Origin of the sequence: Vibrio sp. 10N.286.49.E11 (genome assembly GCF_041469505.1) — a bacterium.
GTDB classification, from domain to species: domain Bacteria; phylum Pseudomonadota; class Gammaproteobacteria; order Enterobacterales; family Vibrionaceae; genus Vibrio; species Vibrio crassostreae_C.
On the sequence record NZ_JBFRKQ010000033.1, the window covers coordinates 15,883 to 36,412 of the forward strand.

Annotated in this window: 17 protein-coding genes; 14 read left to right on the forward strand and 3 right to left on the reverse strand. The window is 42.2% G+C overall.

The window, feature by feature from the left end:
* Positions 1–32 precede the first annotated feature (32 nt).
* From AB4167_RS06580 to AB4167_RS06625, 10 genes are all read left to right on the forward strand, one after another.
* Positions 33–584, forward strand: a complete 552-nt coding sequence (locus AB4167_RS06580; protein ID WP_017062970.1) for a single-stranded DNA-binding protein — start codon at positions 33–35, stop codon at positions 582–584.
* 174 nt (positions 585–758) lie between these two features.
* A complete protein-coding gene (locus AB4167_RS06585) occupies positions 759–2,081 on the forward strand; it encodes a tyrosine-type recombinase/integrase (RefSeq protein ID WP_372136318.1) in 1,323 nt (440 codons plus the stop codon).
* Positions 2,056–3,639, forward strand: coding sequence for a site-specific integrase (locus AB4167_RS06590; RefSeq protein ID WP_372136319.1), 1,584 nt, complete (start codon positions 2,056–2,058; stop codon positions 3,637–3,639). Before AB4167_RS06585 ends, AB4167_RS06590 begins: the two co-directional genes overlap by 26 nt.
* A complete protein-coding gene (locus AB4167_RS06595) occupies positions 3,632–5,998 on the forward strand; it encodes an integrase (protein ID WP_372136320.1) in 2,367 nt (788 codons plus the stop codon). The genes AB4167_RS06590 and AB4167_RS06595 overlap by 8 nt, the downstream gene beginning before the upstream one ends.
* Before the next feature lie 5 nt (positions 5,999–6,003).
* Complete coding sequence (locus AB4167_RS06600; protein WP_372130335.1) at positions 6,004–6,423, forward strand: hypothetical protein; 420 nt, start codon at positions 6,004–6,006, stop codon at positions 6,421–6,423.
* A gap of 11 nt (positions 6,424–6,434) precedes the next feature.
* A complete protein-coding gene (locus AB4167_RS06605) occupies positions 6,435–6,920 on the forward strand; it encodes a VPA1267 family protein (protein WP_372136321.1) in 486 nt (161 codons plus the stop codon).
* Positions 6,917–9,112 (forward strand): AAA family ATPase, encoded by a 2,196-nt coding sequence (locus AB4167_RS06610; RefSeq protein WP_372136322.1) that lies wholly within the window; start codon positions 6,917–6,919, stop codon positions 9,110–9,112. Before AB4167_RS06605 ends, AB4167_RS06610 begins: the two co-directional genes overlap by 4 nt.
* A 716-nt stretch (positions 9,113–9,828) precedes the next feature.
* Positions 9,829–10,497, forward strand: coding sequence for an ATP-binding domain-containing protein (locus tag AB4167_RS06615; RefSeq protein ID WP_372136323.1), 669 nt, complete (start codon positions 9,829–9,831; stop codon positions 10,495–10,497).
* Between the two features lie 1,023 nt (positions 10,498–11,520).
* Positions 11,521–12,789 (forward strand): SMODS domain-containing nucleotidyltransferase, encoded by a 1,269-nt coding sequence (locus AB4167_RS06620; RefSeq protein WP_123295164.1) that lies wholly within the window; start codon positions 11,521–11,523, stop codon positions 12,787–12,789.
* 90 nt (positions 12,790–12,879) lie between these two features.
* Positions 12,880–13,455 (forward strand): SLATT domain-containing protein, encoded by a 576-nt coding sequence (locus AB4167_RS06625; RefSeq protein ID WP_123295163.1) that lies wholly within the window; start codon positions 12,880–12,882, stop codon positions 13,453–13,455.
* A 334-nt stretch (positions 13,456–13,789) separates the two neighbouring features.
* Here the strand turns inward: AB4167_RS06625 and AB4167_RS06630 are convergent, their stop codons facing one another.
* The 3 genes from AB4167_RS06630 to AB4167_RS06640 all read right to left on the reverse strand — a co-directional run bounded on the left by AB4167_RS06630 (position 13,790) and on the right by AB4167_RS06640 (position 15,368).
* The gene (locus AB4167_RS06630) at positions 13,790–13,981 is read right to left on the reverse strand and encodes a hypothetical protein (RefSeq protein WP_372136324.1); all 192 of its coding nucleotides are present in this window, start codon (positions 13,979–13,981) and stop codon (positions 13,790–13,792) included.
* 22 nt (positions 13,982–14,003) lie between these two features.
* A complete protein-coding gene (locus AB4167_RS06635; protein ID WP_372136325.1) occupies positions 14,004–14,210 on the reverse strand; it encodes a hypothetical protein in 207 nt (68 codons plus the stop codon).
* A gap of 186 nt (positions 14,211–14,396) precedes the next feature.
* Positions 14,397–15,368 (reverse strand): hypothetical protein, encoded by a 972-nt coding sequence (locus tag AB4167_RS06640; protein WP_372136326.1) that lies wholly within the window; start codon positions 15,366–15,368, stop codon positions 14,397–14,399.
* Between the two features lie 727 nt (positions 15,369–16,095).
* Between AB4167_RS06640 and csrD the strand changes: the two genes are divergently transcribed.
* The 4 genes from csrD to AB4167_RS06660 are packed head-to-tail and all read left to right on the forward strand — an operon-like array spanning position 16,096 to position 20,528.
* Complete coding sequence (csrD, locus tag AB4167_RS06645; RefSeq protein WP_372136327.1) at positions 16,096–18,111, forward strand: RNase E specificity factor CsrD; 2,016 nt, start codon at positions 16,096–16,098, stop codon at positions 18,109–18,111.
* A 2-nt stretch (positions 18,112–18,113) separates the two neighbouring features.
* On the forward strand, positions 18,114–19,556 hold the full coding sequence (locus AB4167_RS06650) for an MSHA biogenesis protein MshI (protein WP_372136328.1): 1,443 nt from the start codon (positions 18,114–18,116) through the stop codon (positions 19,554–19,556).
* Positions 19,556–20,203 (forward strand): type 4a pilus biogenesis protein PilO, encoded by a 648-nt coding sequence (gene pilO, locus AB4167_RS06655; protein WP_372136329.1) that lies wholly within the window; start codon positions 19,556–19,558, stop codon positions 20,201–20,203. Before AB4167_RS06650 ends, pilO begins: the two co-directional genes overlap by 1 nt.
* Positions 20,196–20,528: a hypothetical protein gene (locus AB4167_RS06660; RefSeq protein ID WP_017061346.1), complete on the forward strand. Its 333-nt coding sequence runs from the start codon at positions 20,196–20,198 to the stop codon at positions 20,526–20,528. Before pilO ends, AB4167_RS06660 begins: the two co-directional genes overlap by 8 nt.
* Positions 20,529–20,530: the final 2 nt, after the last annotated feature.

Genomic DNA, 20,530 nt, shown 5'->3' on the forward strand with positions numbered 1-20,530 from the left:
TTCTGAGACTATGAATTTAGACGGAGCAAATCATGGCTAGCCGTGGAGTTAACAAAGTTATATTAGTGGGTAACCTAGGTAATGACCCTGAAATTCGTTACATGCCAAATGGCGGCGCAGTAGCGAACATTACCATTGCAACGTCAGAGTCATGGCGTGATAAAGCAACTGGCGAGCAGCGTGAAAAAACAGAATGGCACCGTGTTGCTCTGTTTGGCAAGCTTGCGGAAGTTGCTGGTGAGTACCTACGTAAAGGTTCTCAAGTTTACATTGAAGGTCAACTTCAAACACGTAAATGGCAAGATCAAAGCGGTCAAGATCGCTACACAACTGAAGTGGTTGTTCAAGGCTTCAATGGTGTAATGCAAATGCTTGGCGGCCGTGCTCAAGGTGGTGCTCCTGCTCAAGGTGGCATGGGTAACAACCAACAGCAAGGTGGTTGGGGTCAGCCACAGCAGCCACAGCAACAACAATACAGTGCTCCCGCTCAACAGCAGCCAAAAGCACCTCAACAAGCTCCTCAGCAGGCTCAACCTCAATATAATGAGCCGCCAATGGATTTTGATGATGACATCCCATTTTGACGGTTACCTGAGACCTAGTTTTGTTAAGTTTGATGATTTGAGTCAATAATAACAAGGCTTTGTGAGAGAAAGTTTACAGTGAGTGTTGCAACTTCTGTAAACTTTTTTTATATTCATATTAAGCTTTGGTGTTACCTTGTGTTTTTGTAACGTTTTATTGGTTTAAGGATGAGAATGAATATAAGAAAGTTTCAAATGTCGAGTGGTGAGAGCTACTCAATCCTCTTAGATGAGAATGGTATGCCGTTGCCTTACCACAACCTCTTCGTGACCCTGCATTACCGAAATGAGTCTAAAGCAAGTAACACCTGCTATCGTGTTTTTGAGCATCTTTGCTTTCTAGAAGAAATCTGTCAGTTTGAAAAAATCGACCTCATCGAACGATGCAAGACTGGTGATTTTTTGACAAAGAAAGAGTTTGAGAACATCAAGAAACACTCAGGGTTTAAAGTCGCATCATTCCGCGAGATGGTGGCCAGACATAAATCTTTTAATGTTGTGAGTATCAAGAAAAATAAAGTTGAAACGGCGAGAGCTAATATAGTCGTCAACCCAGAGGGCGACATCTCGCCACACACGACATACAACCGATTAACTGTGTTTGCACAGTTTATTGGCTGGCTGGAAGAAGAGTTATTTCCTTTTGAAGACTCCACTGCGGAGTTTGAGCTAAAAAAAATTAGAGGAAACAAATTTGGCACCAGTGATGAAGCTCTTGACTGGGGGGATTGGCGATCTCTAGAGCCAATTGAAGAAATACGAGTGCTTGATGTTGTTCACCCTGACTCGTCAGAAAACCCTTGGAAATCGGAATCGGTTCGATATAGAAATCAACTCATCGTAAATATGCTTTTTGGTACTGGTTGTCGGCATGGGGAGTTGCTCAAAGTTAGAGTGAGAACAGACAACAATCAATCAGATGTCAGAAGGCGTAACGAAGATGGTCGCCACTTCTTGATGATCCGCTCTAAAACGGACAAGGGGGACAAACGTAAACACAGACCTGAAGCAAAGACGCTAGGGCGATTTGTTCCAATGGATAAACGTTTAGTAGATATGTATGAAAATTACCTTATCTATCACCGCCCAAATGCCACTGGCTCTGAACATATCGAGTATTTGTTCGTTACCCATCACCATAAAATACAAACCAATACCGCTTTGTCCTTGGCTCAGGTAAATAAAATTTTCCGTGAGATTTCTGAGGTAGTTGGCTTTAGGGTTCACCCTCATGCGGCTCGTCATACATGGAATGATAGGTTTAGTCACTTTGCGGATAAACGCATTGCGGCAGGTCAAACAACGGAAGCGAAATCAGAATTTGATAGGCGAAAGTTGATGGGGTGGTCAGACGGTTCAAAGATGGCACAACGCTACTCCAAGCGCTTTGATGACAAACGTGCAATGGATATGGCATTAGAGATGCAAGAAGAAGACTCAACCAATATAAGCTCAATCGTTCAGCAGCGCGATGAAGACCTCTGGACTGGGGAATAATAAATTGAATCAAGATTTTACGAATTCTGGTCTTGCTAACGATAGCAAGGTGACGATCTCAATGTCACACAATGGCTTTGAGTTTGATTATTTATCTAGCAGGTGGACACTTAATCGGGATGTGACTGTAGCGGTAGACTTTTTGGACTCTTTTGTTCATCCGTTACAAGAAGATATTCGGGAAGCATTGGTGTTTTATGCTGAGACATCATCAGCAAAACACACGGCTAACATAGCGACACACCTTAAGCTTTATCAAACGGTTACAGGTCAAAATAACTTAACTGAGCAGGGGTTTGCTTCCTTTAAAAACGGGCTACCTAAGAAGGAGTGGTACAAGGTTTCGGTCGTAAGAGGAATGCTCCGACAGATGCGGTTTCTAGGGTTGGATAAACATATCGATGATGCGGTCTTTAAGCTGACAGACAAATGGCGTTTAGGTGGCAATGATAAAGGGGTTGCCGTCCTGACCCTTGACCCTGAAACTGGGCCATTTAGTGATTTAGAGTTTGAAGCTATTGGTTTACATGCTGCTCATCGGTATGCCGAGGGTGAGTTGAGAATTGATGAATATGCTTGCCTATCGATGTTTAAAGCGTCGGGTCGCCGTGCTACCCAAATTGCATCCATAAAATGCAGAGACTTTTCTTATTCGTCCAAATATACGGATGCTCCAATGTATGTGGTACTGATCCCTAAAGCAAAAGTTCGTGGAGGGAAGTTCCGAAGTAAACTAAAACCTTATGCTTTAGTTAACTCGGTAGCACAGGTTATTGAGCTACATATCAATGAGCAGGCAGCTAAAGTGGAAGACGCCCTTGGTCGTAAGATGACACTTGAAGAAAAAGGTGAGCTGCCACTGTTTATCGATGTTGGGACCATTAAGGAAGTTCAATCGATGGCCCCCAACTCGTTAATGGACTATTTAAAATCCGAGCTACCACATATCAAAACAAGCAACCTGACCAATAAGCTCAACAGCGCGGTTAAAAAGCTGAAAATCATCAGTGAGCGAACTGGTGAACCTTTGAAGTCAACGGGCTACCGTTTTCGCTATACCCTAGGCACTCGCGCAGCTAGGGAGGGAGCTGGTACGTTAACAATTGCTAATTTGCTCGACCATTCTGATACGCAAAATGTAAAAGTATATGTTGCTAACGCCCCTGAACATGCCGTTCATATCTCCAAAATCATGAACCAACCACTGGCTCGTTATGCTTCAGCGTTTGCAGGGAAACTGGTTGAAGATGAGGATGAAGCCAATGCAGAAAACGCAGGTGCGGCACGTATTCCTTGTCGAGAAAAAGACTGCGATGTTGGCTCCTGTGGTACAAACAGTTTTTGTCAAGATTATGCACCTATCGCTTGCTATTTATGCCCTAAATTTCGCCCATGGGCACATGCTCCGCACCACCTTATCCTTGAGTGGCTAGTCGAAGAACGGGAACGATTAAAGGTTGATACGAATGATGATATGCAAATTGTGACTATCAATGACCGTGCCATTCTAGCGGTATGCCAAGTAATTCAATTGTGTAAGGAGCATAATCATGGCTGATGTACTGATTTTTAAGCCTCGACATGAGCTTGACCATGAAAAAAACTTATCTGATTTTATTGAGTTAGGTCGTCAAATCGCTCCTATTAACAATAAGTATGACTATGACAGTCACTATTGGGGTGGTGTGGGCAACTTTGCTGTTTTCGGTGCAAATAGCCGAAAAAAAAAGCCCGAAGATTTGTTAGATAAGTCTTTAATACCATTCGCGAAAGCCTATATAACCTATTGTGGGGGAGGGAATACTAACTTCCAAGCATTGCGTGCAATTAATGCAAGCTGGTTAAAGCTCCATGAAGGAGAGGATATTGATGTCACTAAACTTACAGCCCAAGACTTTAATGGTGCAGAGAAGGCAATCAAAGAGAATTTGAGTGAGGCCACGCGCTATGGTGCGGGACGGGGCTTGAACTTGCTACTCAAGTTTTTGGTGGAATACAAATTACTATCTTCATTTAAGTGGAAAAGTGGACTCAAAAAAGCTGCTGAGAATGCAACGGGTGATGATGCGGATAAGAGACGTCAGGACAAAATGCCTGATGAAAATGCACTATTAGCTCTTGCCTCTGTTAATGCACAAAAAACTGAAGACTTAAGCCCTCGAGATATATTCACGACTTCTACCATGACCTTGTTGATGGCTGCCCCAAATCGTGGATCTGAGCCGTTATACTTGCTTTCCGACCCTATTCATACCGATGAACTAAAAGTTTGGGAAGTGCTTAAGATGGATGGGTTCACTGTGGAAGATGTGAAGGACATCCTTAAATTCCAAAAAGAGAACGATATTGTTTTAGAGACTACCGAGAGCGCTGTTCTTGACGAGTCAGGGAATGTCACCGAAGACTTTCAGGATAAGAAAAACGACAATGATGAAGAGCTAGACCTTACTGAAACCATCCAAATTAAAGGCCTAAAGTGGTATTCAGGAAAAGGGTTTGGTCATGCTCATAAGTGGATACCCTCATGTATGTACGGCGTTGTGGATGTTGCTGTAGAGCGTTTACGAGCGCAGTCCGAGCCTGCACGTAAGTTGGCAAAGCTGTTAGAAAATAGTTCGTGTTTTCCAAGGCATGAGCTTTGCCCGAACGTCTCGGAAGACCAGCCCTTAACGATGGATGAGGCTGCAATGGCTCTTGGGCTGAATATGTCCATGTATGGCGACCTTTCTGATAAAAGGAATCTCAAACAGTGGCGAACGTCTAGAAACCAGTTTCTAAAACGTAAAGGGGTAGAGCGAAAAGATTATCTAGTTACGCTCCGAGATTTGAATGTAATCCTTCGAAAAGCACTTCCAGAGGGTTTTCCTTACATACCGTTTGTGAACGGTGGTGGACATGTAAAAGTCAAGTGGTCTGAGGCTTTATATGCTGGGTTTGCAAACGGCTTAGATACAACAAAATCAAACATTTCAACTGGGTTGTTTATTCCGACCATTAATACGTTAAACACAGACCTTGCGCCGACGAAAAAGAAAAGCAAGAAAACAGGCGAACTGTTAACAGGAGCGCTTTCAATTTTCCAACGTTGGGGACTTGGAGACTTTGTCATAACCTCACACCAGATTCGGCACTTGCTCGACACTTTGGGGGCCGTGAATGGGTTGGATGGTGAGCAACGGGCTAATTGGGCTATGCGTAGTGATCCGAGACATAATCGTTGGTATGACCATACAACTCCTGAGGAGTATAGTGCTGACTTTATTGAAGACAGAGAAACAGAACTTGTTTCTCAGGGTTTGATAGAGAACCCAACAACAGGGACGACGCAAATTCAGGTGCAGGTTGCGACCCCACGGACGCTCCAAGAGCTGAATACTAAAGCGGCGCTGACAGCGCACACGAACGAATTTGGTATGTGTGTGACGTCTTACATGGCAGAGCCTTGCACGAAATATCGCGACTGTATCAACTGCGACAAGCAAGTTTGTGAAAAGGGAGATGACGGCAAATGTGAGCGTATTCGTCAGCGCCTAAAAGATGAAAAGAGGCTGCTCCAGATGGACAAAAGAGCGGTTGATGATGGTGTGCAGGGGGCTACGCAGTTTTATGAGCGCAGGAAACTGACTACAGAGCGCTGTGAGCAACTGCTTACCATGATGGAAGACCAAAGTATCGAAGATGGCTCTCTCATTAGGCTCCTTAATGTAGAGGATGTAACTCAACTGGATCGAGCAATGGATGCAAATGGCAAAAAGCGTTTGCCTAAAATAGAAAACTTTCAACGAATCAAGGCGACTGAAGCTCAGAAGGTTACGGTTGATGAATTGATTGGTGTTGAGAGTATCCCTCAGGCAACAGATGACGAATTGTTTGAGGCTTTGGATGATATGGATTGTATGGACTTTTTCGAGGACTGATTGTTGTGGCTAAGCACTTAACAGACAAAGACATTAGTAACGTATGTGAACTTTTAGATGACTGGCCTGTGGACTCCAAGCTTACATGGGATAGGTTGGTCGATGCTGTTGCACATGATTACAGGCTCAATACCACTAGGCAGACATTGCAGAAACAACCTCGTATAAAGAATGCTTTTACCGAGGTTAAAGCGCTTGTTTCAGGCAACTCTCCTAAGGCTGTTGCTGCTCGTAATCGACACTTACCATCTAGTTTGAAGGCTGCGGCTGACCAATTGGAAGCACGCAAGCGAACCATTGCGCGGCTTGAAGTTGAAAACAGCCAGCTTTTAGAGCAATTCCATACTTGGTTGTACAATGCGACTCAGCATGGAATTACGATTGAGCAACTAAACGAACCATTACCAACTAAACAGGATAAGTGAGTGGTTGATTAATGAGCAAAGTGACCAATCAAGAACGAGGTTCTCAAGCTGATGAGAGCTTGGCTAAATTCATGTCGTGGAAAGAAACTCAGTCTGCTGTTGATGTTGCTGCAATGAGTCGTGGTGCAAGACTAAATAGGGTTGAAGTCTCTAAGCGTGTAGGTATTGCTAAAAGTACCTTGAATGACAACCCCCTTGTTAAAAAAGCCTTGATAGCTTGGGAGGAAGAGCTAAGGGATAAAAAGCAGTTGGCACCCTTAAAGGTAGCACCAAAGGGGTTTAACCCAGAAGGTGGTGAGAACGCCCCTAAAGAGTTGGAGGAGCATATTCCTTACGACCAGTCACTGAAACAGCTTAAACGCCTTAGCACTGAGCTAGAGAGCCTTAAAAAGAAGTGTTTGGACAAGGATGCAGAAATTGGTAGGTTACGGAAGCGTCTTGAGCGATATGAAGAGCTTTCTGAGGTGCTAGCTGGAACAGGAGTGCTTCCTCGATGAAAGACGAGAAAGGTCGAGGTTTATTTCGTATTACGTCTATGGGGTATGAAACGGAAGATGCTTATGTTCTAGGCGCTGTTGCAGTTGATGGTCATGGTGACCGTGTTTCGGCTCGCAAATACTACCGCATTAGAATTCAGGATATTGATATGCCTGTAGAGCCTGTAATCGGGCAAATATGGAAGGTCAGTGCTAAAGAGACCACGACAACAGAGGTGACTAGAGGTGGTGCTCAGCTTATTGATGTATTCATTAAAGCTAAGAGTGTTCGTCTTATAATCCCTGAAACCGAAAATCTCTTTACTCACTTTATTTCCAAAGAGCCACATTTCATCGGTCTGGGTGAGACGCTTGCTAGAAAGCTTTGGATTAAATATCAAACAGGGGTTTATCAGCTTCTAGAAAATAAAGATATTGAGAAGCTTACGTTTGTTCGAGGGGTAACCGAGGCTGCTGCTGAGGCTCTGGTTTCAGGGTGGGAACGATACGAAAACCTCAAGCAAATTGCATGGTTCGACAGGCACCAGATACCTTCAGGCATTGCGCGGAATATCATTAAATACCACAAGGTAAATGCTATTCACGCCATAGAGGATGACCCTTATAGACTGATTAGTTTTGGACTTAAGTTTCCTCAGGCTGACCTGCTCGCACAAGAGTATTTCGGAGTATCTCTAGATGATTATGTGAGGCTGAGAGGGGCTGTTGAACAGGCGTTGCTGGTAAGAATGCATGAGGGGCACACGGTGTCCACGAATGAGAACCTGATGCCGCACGTGAAAGCGCTTCTGGGTACTAGGGAGTTGGCTGCTCAAGCGCTGATGGCAGGCTATGAAAATACCGCCTTTATCATGAGTGACAAGGGTTATTACCATAGCATCGGACAGTGGATTATGGAGCAAACTGTGGCACGTCGTTTTGCGAAATTAGCTACACGAGCGATTTGGACGCACCATTACGACTATGCCTTAGGTAAAGCTTTGGAGGGGCAGACTTTTCCACTAACTGACAGGCAGAACGAGGCGGTTCGAAGTGCTTTATCCCATGGGTTGTCTATCATTGCAGGTGGTGCTGGTACTGGTAAAACGACGGTTCTCAATGTCGTACTTCGTGCTTATCAGGCTCTAAGTACTGACATCCGAGCAATGGCGCTTAGTGGTCGGGCAGCCAAGCGCATCAATGAGGCTACAGGGTATCCAGCTCAAACTATCACGGGCTTCCTGAAAGGTTTGGAAAAAAATCCTTTAGGCGAGCGTGCCCTAATCGTGATTGATGAGTCTTCGATGGTCGACTTGGCAACAATGTTTAGTTTGGTGAGTAATACATCATCACAGGTAAGGTTTCTGCTAGTTGGTGACCCTAAGCAGTTAGCGCCAATTTCGGCAGGTCTAGTGTTACATGAGGCGGTAGATGTCGTCCCTACCGTGACGTTAGATATTGTAAAACGGCAGAAGGGCAGCACTGGTATCCCTGAGTTTACCAAGCGAATCATAGAGAGGGTTGTACCTGATGCTGGTATGTTCAATGAAAACATCGTCTTTCATCAATGTGCCTCTGAGGATATCAACGAGCTCGTAACCAATTTATATGCTGAAAATCCGTCTGAAACTCAGGTCATTTCTGCCATGTATGGTGGTAATGGCGGCATTGATGCAATTAACCGCCTTTGTCAGCAGCGCTACAACCCACATGGACAGAGGCTGGAATTCGTTATGAACAGCACTGCTAACTATTTAGATATACGCGAAAACGACCCTATTATCTTTGTTGAAAACAATTGGGATCGTGGTGTCCAGAACGGTACTTTAGGGAAGTTACTCAATGTTGGTAAACCTAGGGTAGAAACGGATGATGGAGAAACTAGTTTAGCTGATGTACTCATTGACACTGGCGAGATGATTCCGCTAACCGTTGACCTGCTTGATTCACTCAAGATCGCATATTCCATTTCTTTGCACAAGGCTCAGGGGAGTCAGTTCAGGCGAATTATCGTGCCACTAACCAGCAGCAGTATGATGGATAATGCGTGGATTTATACTGCTTTGACTAGAGCTGAGGTTCAGATAGAGATAGTGGGTAGTATGAGGGACTTCGAACGTGCCATATACAGGTTCAGCGATGCTGATACTCGTGATACTTACCTTCGCCCACTGTTATTAAATGAATTGGAAACGCTGAAAGAAGTTGCGTGACCACAAAGTTTGTTAGAGCAATTTGGGATTGTTTATTATTTGCACAGTTCAATATTCTGGATAATTCAGCTTGCTTCGTATTATGCAATGGCAAATCCATTCCATTAGTTATCAACGATTAAGCAGCTAGATGATTAAACCATATAATCTTTGTCTGCATAGCTCCCCATTGCCAATCAAAATCACCGTGAATATTAAGATACACATTTTGTGTATATGTGGTAACTGTTTGGTATAAATGAGAAATAACCAAGTACACATTTTGTGTACTTGGTAGCACGGTGATGCTTTTTCATGATTTATGGTTAACTCACATCGTCAAATGTCAGCGCCATCAGTGCACTCAACAAGTTCTCGAGTCTTGTCTCAATCCCGTTCCGAGGGGAAAACCAAACGATTAAGGAGCTTTGCTTAATCGTTTGTAATTAAATCCAGAGATTCAGTCTCGTAATCAATAGAGTTGTAGTTCATGACCGGGTACTACCACTCACTATTTAAAAGTACACCCAAGGCATTAGCTACTAATGATCAATTGAGTCGTAATTGAGGTTCAACGACCAAAGTTTGGTGACCCTAAACAGTTAGCTCCTATTTCCGCTGGGTTGGTGCTTCATGAGGCGGTAATTGTCGTCCCTACCGTTACGCTAGACATTGTAAAACGCCAGAAGGGCAGCACTGGTATTCCTGAGTTCACCAAGCGCATTGTCGAACGGGTTGTGCCTGATTCTGGCATGTTTAATGAAAATATCGTCTTTCATTCGTGTGCTTCGGAGGGTATCAATAATCTTGTCACTGACCTGTATGCTGAAAATGCGACTGAGACGCAGGTTATCTCTGCTATGTATGGTGGCATTGATGCAATTAATACCCTCTGTCAGCAACGCTACAATCCCCATGGGCAGAGGCTTGAGTTTGTTATCAACGGTACTGCCAACTGCCTAGATATACGTGAAAATGACCCGATTATCTTTGTTGAGAACAATTGGGATCGCGGTGTCCAAAACGGAACTTTAGGGAAGCTACTCAATGTTGGTAAACCCAAGCTAGAAACGGATGACGGGGAAATTAGTTTAGTTGATGTACTCATAGATACAGGTGAGATTATTCCGCTAACAGTTGACCTGCTTGATTCACTCAAGCTCGCTTATTCCATTTCTTTGCATAAGGCTCAGGGGAGTCAGTTCAAGCGAATAGTCGTGCCACTAACTAGTAGTTCAATGATGGATAATGCGTGGATTTATACTGCTTTGACTAGAGCTGAGGTTCAGATAGAGATAGTGGACAGTATGAAAGACTTCGAAAGTGCCATCTACAGGTTCAGTGATGCAGACACTCGTGATACCTACCTTCGTCAATTGTTACTCGATGAGTTGGATGCGCAATGATTTGAGCGTAGTAGTGATTCATATCACAAAAAATACGCCAAAAAGTTGGAAAAAAACGCGTTTTTATGAGGTGTTTTTTGTGGTTTATTTAAATATTAACAGTGGCTTATAGTGTTTTTTTTGATGTGTACATAAACTACCGTTTTAATGCAAAGAGTCTGACCGTGTCAGCGGTTAAAAATAAGTAGTTCTTATGCACTTTAGTATTTCATTTACTAATTAATACTAAAACAGATATCAGCCTGTTGTGAGATGTTAAATACCTAGTGACTAAACCTTAGTGACTAAACCTTAGTCACTAAGGTTTAGCCACTAGGTAAGGTATTGAAAGTAAATAAAAATAATAGCGTCGCGTGTTAATTGTGCTGTTGCCTGTGTTTTGCAGTTCGAGGATTCGAGTACTACCCTTTTTTACGCGATTGGCTTGCCAGTAAATTGTTTTTAATCAATAGTTTATTGCGTAACCAAAGTTTGGTCACCAAACCTTGGTTACGTCTGTTTTCGGCTGGGGCTTATAAATGACAGAGTGTGCTAGAAATCATTCATAGGTCTGGCCCTAAATGCTCAATGGAAACCACCCCAAATGCATAATGGAAACCACCCCAAATGCATAATGGAGGTGGCTCCAGATGCGTAATGCGAGTGAATCAAAAACCTTTTAATTACTTAATAAACAATAGTTTAATTATTGGTTCGCTTCAAGATTTCATTAAGCTTTCTTTGGTAACTTTTATGAGCAAATACAGCAAGTGCTACTAATGCACTGAATACCATCTACGACGCTCTAACGTAAACGCCCGTGGTTTCATGGGGCGTTTACGTTAGAGCGTTGTTTTGCCTTTTCAAATCTCCGTGTGGTTAGAGACTAGATGGCGGGTATGAAACACGAAAATGCCCCAAACCTCGTTAGAGTTAACACTCGTAACATATCCACATGTCCCTCTTTGACTTGAGCTACTTGATACGCTTAATATGAAATAATACACCTGTTAAATAGGTAGCATTCAGACCTCAAGGGAAAACATGACAGTATCAACGGATTTTAAAACTTTACAAAGTAACCTCCAGATAAAAAATAAGGGGCAAATTGGAAAGCGATATAGAAGCATTACTCGTGCTCTGAACCGTGAATTTCGCGATAGTGAATCTAAGACCGCCAATTCGAAGCAAGTTGGCTCCTATGGTCGGATGAGTGGTATCAACGGCATATCTGATTTGGATATGTTATATTTGCTTCCTGACACTGATTGGGAACGTTTCAAAGATAAACAATCTTATCTTCTTCAAGTCGTTCGCAATGCCATCCGCAAAGTTTATAAGAACACTGATATACGTGGCGATGGTCAGGTGGTGGTGGTCAAATTTAAGGACCATGTAGAGTTTGAAGTCTGTCCTGTATTTCGGCAAAGTGACGGTCGTTATAAATACCCTGATTCTAATAATGGCGGCTCATGGCGCAAGTGTAACCCTGATTCTGAATTAGTAGCATTTAAAGAGCTCAATGAAACTAGGAAGGGGCATCTTCGACGCTTATCCAAAATGGTACGAGCGTGGAAAAACAGAAACGATATCTCAATGAGTGGTTTCCTGATTGACACACTATGCTATCGCTTTCTCCAAAATAATTCTGATTATGATACGAGTAGTTTTGCTAGTTTTGACCAGCTATCTTTAGATTTCTTTACTTATCTTGAAAATGAAGGGGAGCCTGACTTCTACCGTGCTTTTGGTAGTCTGTCTAAAATCCCTGTAAAAAGTTCCTTTCATAATGCTGCTGTGAGCGCTCGTGAAATCTGTGAAGCTGCCATAGAAGCGACAACAGAATCAGGAGAGAGGAAAGAATGGAAGAAACTTTATGGTCGTCCATTTCCTAGTCAGTCAACTGTCCAGAAGGCTTCAGCACACTCAAATGGGGAGCAGTTTATTGAAGATATTTATCCAGATAATCCCTTGTACGAAATTGCAATAGAATGCGAAGTTAAAAATGAAAGTATCACACATAAATTATCACAATTGCTTGGTTCTAGTTCACCACTTAACAAAGGTTATAATTTGAATTTCCGTGTCGATTATCATGATATTCCTGTTCCTTTTGATTTGAAATGGAAGGTAAAAAACGAAGGGGAGCAAGCAATTAAGAAAAATTGTCTAAGAGGAAATATTTTGGATGATGATGGCAGTTTGAGCCGTAGTGAATCGACGACATTTGAGGGTGACCATTATGTTGAATGCTATGCAATAGTGAATAACACAATCGTAGCTCGTGATCGTATTCCAGTTCCGATTAGTTAGAATGCTACTGTTATGGGAGTTGTCTAGACGTTCGACTCTAGCATCAAATTAATAATGATTTAGTTAAAAAATAACGAGAAAGTAATTGTTATGGTGCAGCATTCTCAATTAAATACCGTGTTACTTGACCAAATTCGCGAGTGTTATGGTCGTGTAGTATGGACACATAAAACACATGAAAAATGTGCAGACATACTCGATGACAAAAACAACCGAATCAAATTTTGGCAGATTGTCTTATCTGCTGTCACAACTACAGGTGTCTTTGCGGCAGTCTTTGGTGACCTCCCTGAAGTTGGTTATGTTTCAGCTTTGGTATCACTACTACTAACCATCATTAATACGTATGTTAAAAAGTATGATCTTGGCGGTCTATCACAGAAGCATTCCGATGCTGCAAACACTCTTTGGAATATTCGAGAATCTTATTTGTCACTGATAACAGATATGCACTCTGACATCATCAAAGATGATGAAGTAAGGAAGACACGAGACTTTTTGCAGGCAAGCTTACATAAGCTTTATAAAGGTTCTCCAAGTACTAATGTTGGAAAAGCTTACGAAAAAGCATCTGAAGCACTGAAGAAAAACGAAGAGCTAACTTTTAGTGATGAAGAAATAGATATGTTTTTGCCAAAATCATTGCGGAAAACAAGCAAGCATTAATTTGTACTAATCTAGAGTGAAAGGTCTAGCTTATTTATGTGCAGAGGCTTCTCAGTGCGATAATCGCTAGAACTCCAATAGGTTACTATTGGCTTTTCCCATAAAAACGCGTTTTTTTCCAAGTTTTATGGTGGTTAAGTTGCTGTTTTATAACGATTTGCCGCGCAAAGGGGGGCGTTTTTGTTCCAATTTTCTAAATATAGTAAATCGTGATTCACTAACGGTAGTGAACATAACGATTCTATGTGCTAACTCTCTACAGCCAACTAGAAATGTAAATAGGTGCGGTCGACGAATTTGACTAATCGCATTTGAAATCAGAGTTCCCTCCAAGTCAAGATTCGCATATATAGCGTAATTCATCGTCATCGATATCAACATGAACATCACCAATCAAATTTCGTATCTCATCTATATCAGCTCGCACAACCGATATTAAAATCTCAGGATTTTCAGTAATATCGTTCTCTAACAGATTCAGAAAAGATCTTTCAGCATCTGTAAACGCATCGTCATTATCACACATGCAAATATCCTATTTCTCAGTTCTAAATCGTTATGTCATCTCGAGCTACCGCAGCGCAAAATTCGTTCCAATCCTGCAGGTAGATGAAAACTTGGTGGCTACATGTTTTACCGATCATGAATCGATCTAATGCCACCGTGATCACGTCATCAAGTGAACTCGGATCGACTACTAAAAATGGTGACCCGCTGAGTTTGAAAGGCTCTAGATCTGGTAGTGTATTATTCATAAGTTCCTATTTTACAGTGGTTTACCGCTTTTTTTGTGCTTCGTCACGATGCGTTTAATGTGATAATTTGTAGCTGCTAGAGCTGTCAAGCTGAGTGCTAGGCATAGCCAAAAATTATCGTTAATAAATTCGATCACAGATTCGAACATGTAAAAATTCCTTAATGTGCTAATAATAGATATGAATTCATTCGCTAATCTGAGTAGGGATCAATTTAGCCAATGGATTATTTCGATCGCCTCGAATTAGTAAGAGCATCATCTCAGACAGTTCATCTGAATATTTGTTTACTGCTTCGATATATGCGTTTTTGATCGCTTCAAGCAAATCCACTTCTGGATCCATTCTGTTAGCATTTTTACATGAGTAATTCATCACGCGTTCTTTTTGCATGCGACATTCAATGTAAAGCTCGCTCAGAAAATCCAGCGTGAATCGATAAGCTAGCACTGAATTAACACGTCGCAACTCGTGATGTTCCATTAATTTATTAACACAGTCATGGGAAATGCTGACTGCGCAAGGGGTCCCATTTGTAGCGCTGATAGTGTCGAACCAGCTATTATCCTGCTGGCTGGTAGGCTCAGAGTTGATATCAATGTCTTCAACAACGTGATCGACAACAATCTTTATTGTTTGCTCGTCCGTGCGAAATAGCATATTCAGTATAAATCTATCACGAAGTACAGACAGAGTTTCCTGAAGCACAGGCGTTTCATAGTTATTCACGATTGCCGAGGATAAAGGGCTATCCAGCACCATTTTATACGATTTGGCAATGATCTCAGACGTTTGTCTGTCGAACTGTACAAAAGCGTGTTCAAATGACGAGGGAGAATATTTCTCGCCTCTAATGACAATTTTTTTAACTACAGACTGATCCTTCAGTTTGAGAGCGCGATCAGCCTCCCCGCAGGTATTGAAATTTAGAACTGAGTCCAATCGACTCAGATTTACGGCTGGCTCCAGATCGCAAAAAACGCTCGCAATCGTTACTGTTAGAATATCGATTACGCTCGGCTCGTCGAATCCCATTTGCTCTATGAGAATAGCATTAGATCGAGGCCACATTGACAGTGTGCATTTTCCTGCAACACTCCATGCTACAGGAATCGCGTGGTTTTTTCCTAGTTTGTTCAGAACTTCTGTAGTTTCCATGTTGAACATTATTTCAGATATAATAGAGCAACTGCGCTGATGATCTATTTTGCAGTGATTAGACATCTCTACGTGGAAGCAATCACATAGTTCCTCGAAAGTTTCCAGTTTTGTTATGTTCATTTTCAGTCCTAATTTTACCAATAATTGAATATCAAGATGTACGTTTTTTAAATTTAATCAACTCCCGCAGCTCTGGATTAATGCCTTGATCACAAAATCCCCTCATGGTCAAGTGTTTTATTGCTGTTTTTTGACTGGGTTGTGTTTTTTGATGGTAAGGCTTGTGAAGCGGCGCTCTTTCATGTGTGTTCGAGCTGACATCATTTTTCTGAGATGTGCCGTGTGGTTTATAGAATGAATGTATTATATGCTTATAAAGTTATTTGCGATTATTAGCATGTTTTATGTGTCACTCTAAGACTCTGATTTTGTAACGTTTGAGAGCGAAAACGGAAAAGGTTAACGAAAAACGTTACATTTCCCCTCTCATTCTGGTTAAAATCCTTATATATTAGTGCTTTAGGTCGGTCGGTCGGTCATCAAGGTCACCACACCCATTTTAGTCCCTGTTTTTAATATATTATAAAGACAGTATTAAATTGGAAAAAGCCGCGTTCATCGCGGCTTTTTGTTACCTACAATTCTTAACGCTTTATTTACAACGTCAATTTATAGTATAAGTAGCAATACGGTATAATGTGAGTTGAAAAGGATTTCGTTATTCATGAGATATACCCCGACACTAAAATTGAGCACTCGATTGGTCGCATTTGTCACCGTGATAGTGATCAGCGCGATGTTCATTCTTTTTATTGGTGGCACACTTTCCTTTAAGCGTATTGGACAGGAATATTTAGACCATTATTTGGTTGGCATTGTCGACGTTGTAGATAAAGAGATGGAAGACCCTGACGCCGCGTATTCAATGCAGCGTTGGATGCCTAAGATGTTGCAGGCGAGCAATATTGTTGAGATGAAACTCTCGAACAAGACCGGCATCGTTTATCGTTTCAAAGATACCTCCCCACAAATTGATCCCAATCGTCTTTATGAGAAAAGCTTCATTTTAGAGCGTAATGAAGGCTACCGAATCGAATTTAAAGCACTTCCTCCTTATATTGGCTACAACTACTCAATGGAAGCGATGTGGTCAATTACTTTGGCTGTCGCATTGGTTCTGTTCTGTCTTGCTCGCGGTGTTCGTTGGTTGAAAGAACAACTCATGGGTTCTGAAATCTTGGAAGAGCGAGGAAGAATGATCTTGGCCGGTCAGGTTGAAGCTCATGCAAAGGGAGATGAGCGAGAGTGGCCTTATACCGCAAGCGAAGCCTTAGATGTATTGATTGAAGAGCTACAAGATGCTCGTCAAGAACGAAGTCGCTTTGATACCTTTATTCGTACCCATACTTTCCTAGATAAACTCACGGGAACGGCAAACCGAGTTTTATTCGATAATAAGCTGGAATCGGCACTGCATGAAAGTGGTGCTCGAGGCGGTGTGTTACTGATACGTATCGACGAATGGGAGCAAGTTAGTGATGCTAACGATAAGCAAACCACAGACGGCTTTATTATTGAAGTCGGTGAAGTACTGTCGAATATCGTTCAACGCTATCCCGATGTCATTTTTTCTCGCTATTACGAAGCGGACTTTGCTGTATTTATCCCTCATCAGGGCGCAAAAGATATTGCGACCTTGGCTGCTCAGTGTTTAAGGCAGTTAGATAAGCTAACTCCGCCAGAGCCTTTAGAGTCGGATAACTGGTGTCATATTGGTGTGACCATGTATACCGAAGGTGAGCGTCATAGCCAGATCATGGATGAAACGGAAACGGCACTAAAGAGTGCTCAGTTAGAGCGTATTAATAACTGGAGCCGTTACCCGAAAGAGAATAAGAATGAGCTTGATAGAGGCAGTGTTCGTTGGAGAACATTACTTGATAAAGCGCTGCTTCCTGAAAATTTAGTAATCTTTGCTCAGCGGTGTTATCTTATGCCGGAACCTGGTCAAGTTAATGAATTGCATAGAGAAATATTTACTAGAATTCAGGATCCTGACAAAGGTTTATTGAAATCGTCTCGATTTATGCCTGCGGTAGAGCAAGTGGGTTATCAAGCTCAAATGGATCAATCTGTTTTGAAGGTTTTGTTGCGTTCGCTTAAAGAATCAACTCAATCTATCAATTATTCAGTGAATCTGAATGTTACCCCGTTTGCTAATAAACAGCACTTTAAGTGGTTTAGGAGTGAGTTGTTACAGCTCTCTGCTCAACACCGCTCTCAGCTTGCGTTTGAATTTTCAGAAGGGCACTTGATTGCTCATCTTGATTATATGAGACCGGTGGCAAAGATGTTGCGAGGTTTAGGGTGTAAAGTTGTGGTTGGCCAAGCTGGGCGAACCATTGTTAGCACTCACTATATAAAGGATTTGAAGGTTAGTTATATTAAGCTTCATCGAAGCCTAATAAAGAAAATCGATCAAAGGCATGAGAACCAACTGTTTGTTCGAAGCTTAATTGGGGCGTGTGGTGATTCTCCAACTCAAGTTATTGCCGTTGGAGTCGAGACAAAACAAGAAAAGAATACCTTGATAGAGTTAGGCATTAACGGCTATCAAGGGAGATATTTCGACGAAGAACAACAAATTATCCCTTTGCCTAATCAAGCAGAAAAAGCCGCGAAAGCGGAATCTGTTGTCAAAGTTGGACGAAGAAATCGATGGCGTAAGAGTAGTAGTTAAGAATGAATTTTAAAGCGATTTTAGACAAAATAAAGCCAACGAATAATAAAGGTAGCTCGCAAGTTGTCTTGCTGGGCAATGACGCCATTTATATTTCATCGACAGAACAAGATCCTCAAGTAGCCAGCATTCCCGTGGTTAATGGGGACTGGGAGAGTGCGCTAAAAAAATCGCTTAGCAGTGAGGCGTTTACCAGTAATAGCGTCCAACTGATTGTCTGTGCTAACTACTACCAAACCTACCAAATTGATAAACCGGACATTCCAGAGAGTGAATGGTCGGTAGCACTGCCTTTTTTACTCAAAGATCTTGTTTCAGAAAGAGTCACGGAAATTACTGCGAGTGCGGTCGCGTTACCAACGTCGAACAAGCTGCAAGTATATGTCCTGCCTAAAAAGCTGTTGGACAAGCTTTTGAATATCACTAATTCGGCTCAGGTTGAATTAATAGGTGTTGCTCCTGAAGATGAAATCTGGGGTTACAGTACAGGCGAACTGTCTAATTTCATTCTTTTACAACGTAGCGTCAATTCACACTTTAAATTGGGTGCGTTTGTCGAAAATACCGTTTGTTTTCAAAGAACCATCCGCAGTGTTGTGCCACCTTTAACGGGTGTTGCGTCAAGTGCTCTGCAGTTAGATGGCCTCGCTTTAGAGCTTCAACGCTCGATTGATTACCTTTCTTCTCAAATTAAAGGCACCCAGCTTCACCAGCTTAAAATCTGTTGTGACGAAGAAGATGAAGCAGAGTTACAAAGTGCCTTAAACAGTACATTGAGCTCGACAGTTTCACTGTTGGTTGAAGGTGAGCGTGATAATTCAGAGAGTTTGTTGCTTAAACTTGCAGCTGAAAAAGAGACGTTTAAGGTCAATCTTTACCCTGAACACCTTAAGCCTAAAAAAGAATATTTTACGCTGACCAATGTTGTTGCGAGCTGGGGAGTAATTTGTGTTTTGATGCTTGGTGGTTACTTCGCAATGCAGTATCAAGTTTCTAATCTAGATAAAGAGCTAACAGCCCTGCAACAAGACTCGAATCAACTTAACAAGCAAGTTAACCAATTGAATAGTAAGTTAACTCAGCATAAACCGTCTCCAGAGAAAGTCGCGGCGGTTGCGCGTCTCAAACGTGAGACTGAGGCTAAAAAAGAGGCTTTGAAGGCTGTTGGACAATACGACGAATCCCAACAAGTCGGGTATTCTGGCGTCATGAATTCCTTAGCTAAATTAGGCCGAAATGACATTTCTCTTTCGCACATCTACATGACCCACGATACTTTAGATCTTAGTGGCTTGGCTCGTAACGCAAATGTCGTTCCGAACTGGATTGGTCAGTTTAAAAGTGAGCTTAATTTAGTCGGACGCACTTTTGAAAAACTAAAAATTGGCCGTAATGATCAGGATGTGGTGACGTTTGAGCTAAGTACTCGTCGGGAGAGTAAATAATGCAGCAGTGGAACCAGCTGAGCGATAAGTTTCTTGCATTAAGTCAAAGAGAAAAATGGCTACTTTTTGTGTGTGGTTTTGTTGGCCTATCGATGTTGTTGTTCACCTTATTGGTTGAGCCTGCGTATCTCGATCTACAAGCTAAAAATGCCAAGGCGAGCAGCCTGACTCAATCGAATCAAAGGCAGCAAGGTGAGTTACTTGTTCTGCAAGCTCAGTTAAACAAAGACCCAGACAAAGAAATTAATCGAGAGTACAAAAAGCTGCTGGTGGAGAGCCAAGATCTCTCTCTTCAGCTTTCTCAGATTGTTGATGGATTAATCACACCTTCTCAAATGTCGCAGTTACTGGAGAGCGTTCTTAACGCCGGTAATGGACTAAAGCTTGAATCGCTAGAGTCATTAAAACCAGAAGCGATTTCGAATAATCAAGAGACCAGCGAATATTCAGGCTACTTTCTTCACCCTGTAAGAATGGAGCTAACCGGCAGTTACTTTGATATCTCAGCTTACCTTCAAGCACTTGAGTCTCTACCTGTGAGTTACTACTGGCGCACATTTGAATACTCAGTAGAAGAATATCCTAAAGCTCGACTGGTGTTCGAGGTTTACACATTAGGTACTAGACAGGAGTTTATCGGTGGTTAGAACTCTTTTGTTGTCCTTGCTATTTAGTAGCTCTTTTGTGTGGGCTGAGCAAGATCCCACGGCGCCATTAGGCTGGCTTTCACCTCAACAGAAAACGGCGCCTGCTAAGAAAGCACCAACTCGTTATCGCTTGCCTTCTTTAGAAAGCATCGTGTGTAAGGGAGATACGCCTTGCTATGCGATTATGAATGGTCAGATTCTCGGACAAGGGGAAACGATCAGAGGGTACCGAGTTAAGAACATAGATCCAGAATACGTCACTCTGCAGAGAAGCTCTAAGCAGTGGAAATTAGAGATGTTCTCTTTAGATGTTAAGAATAATTAAGG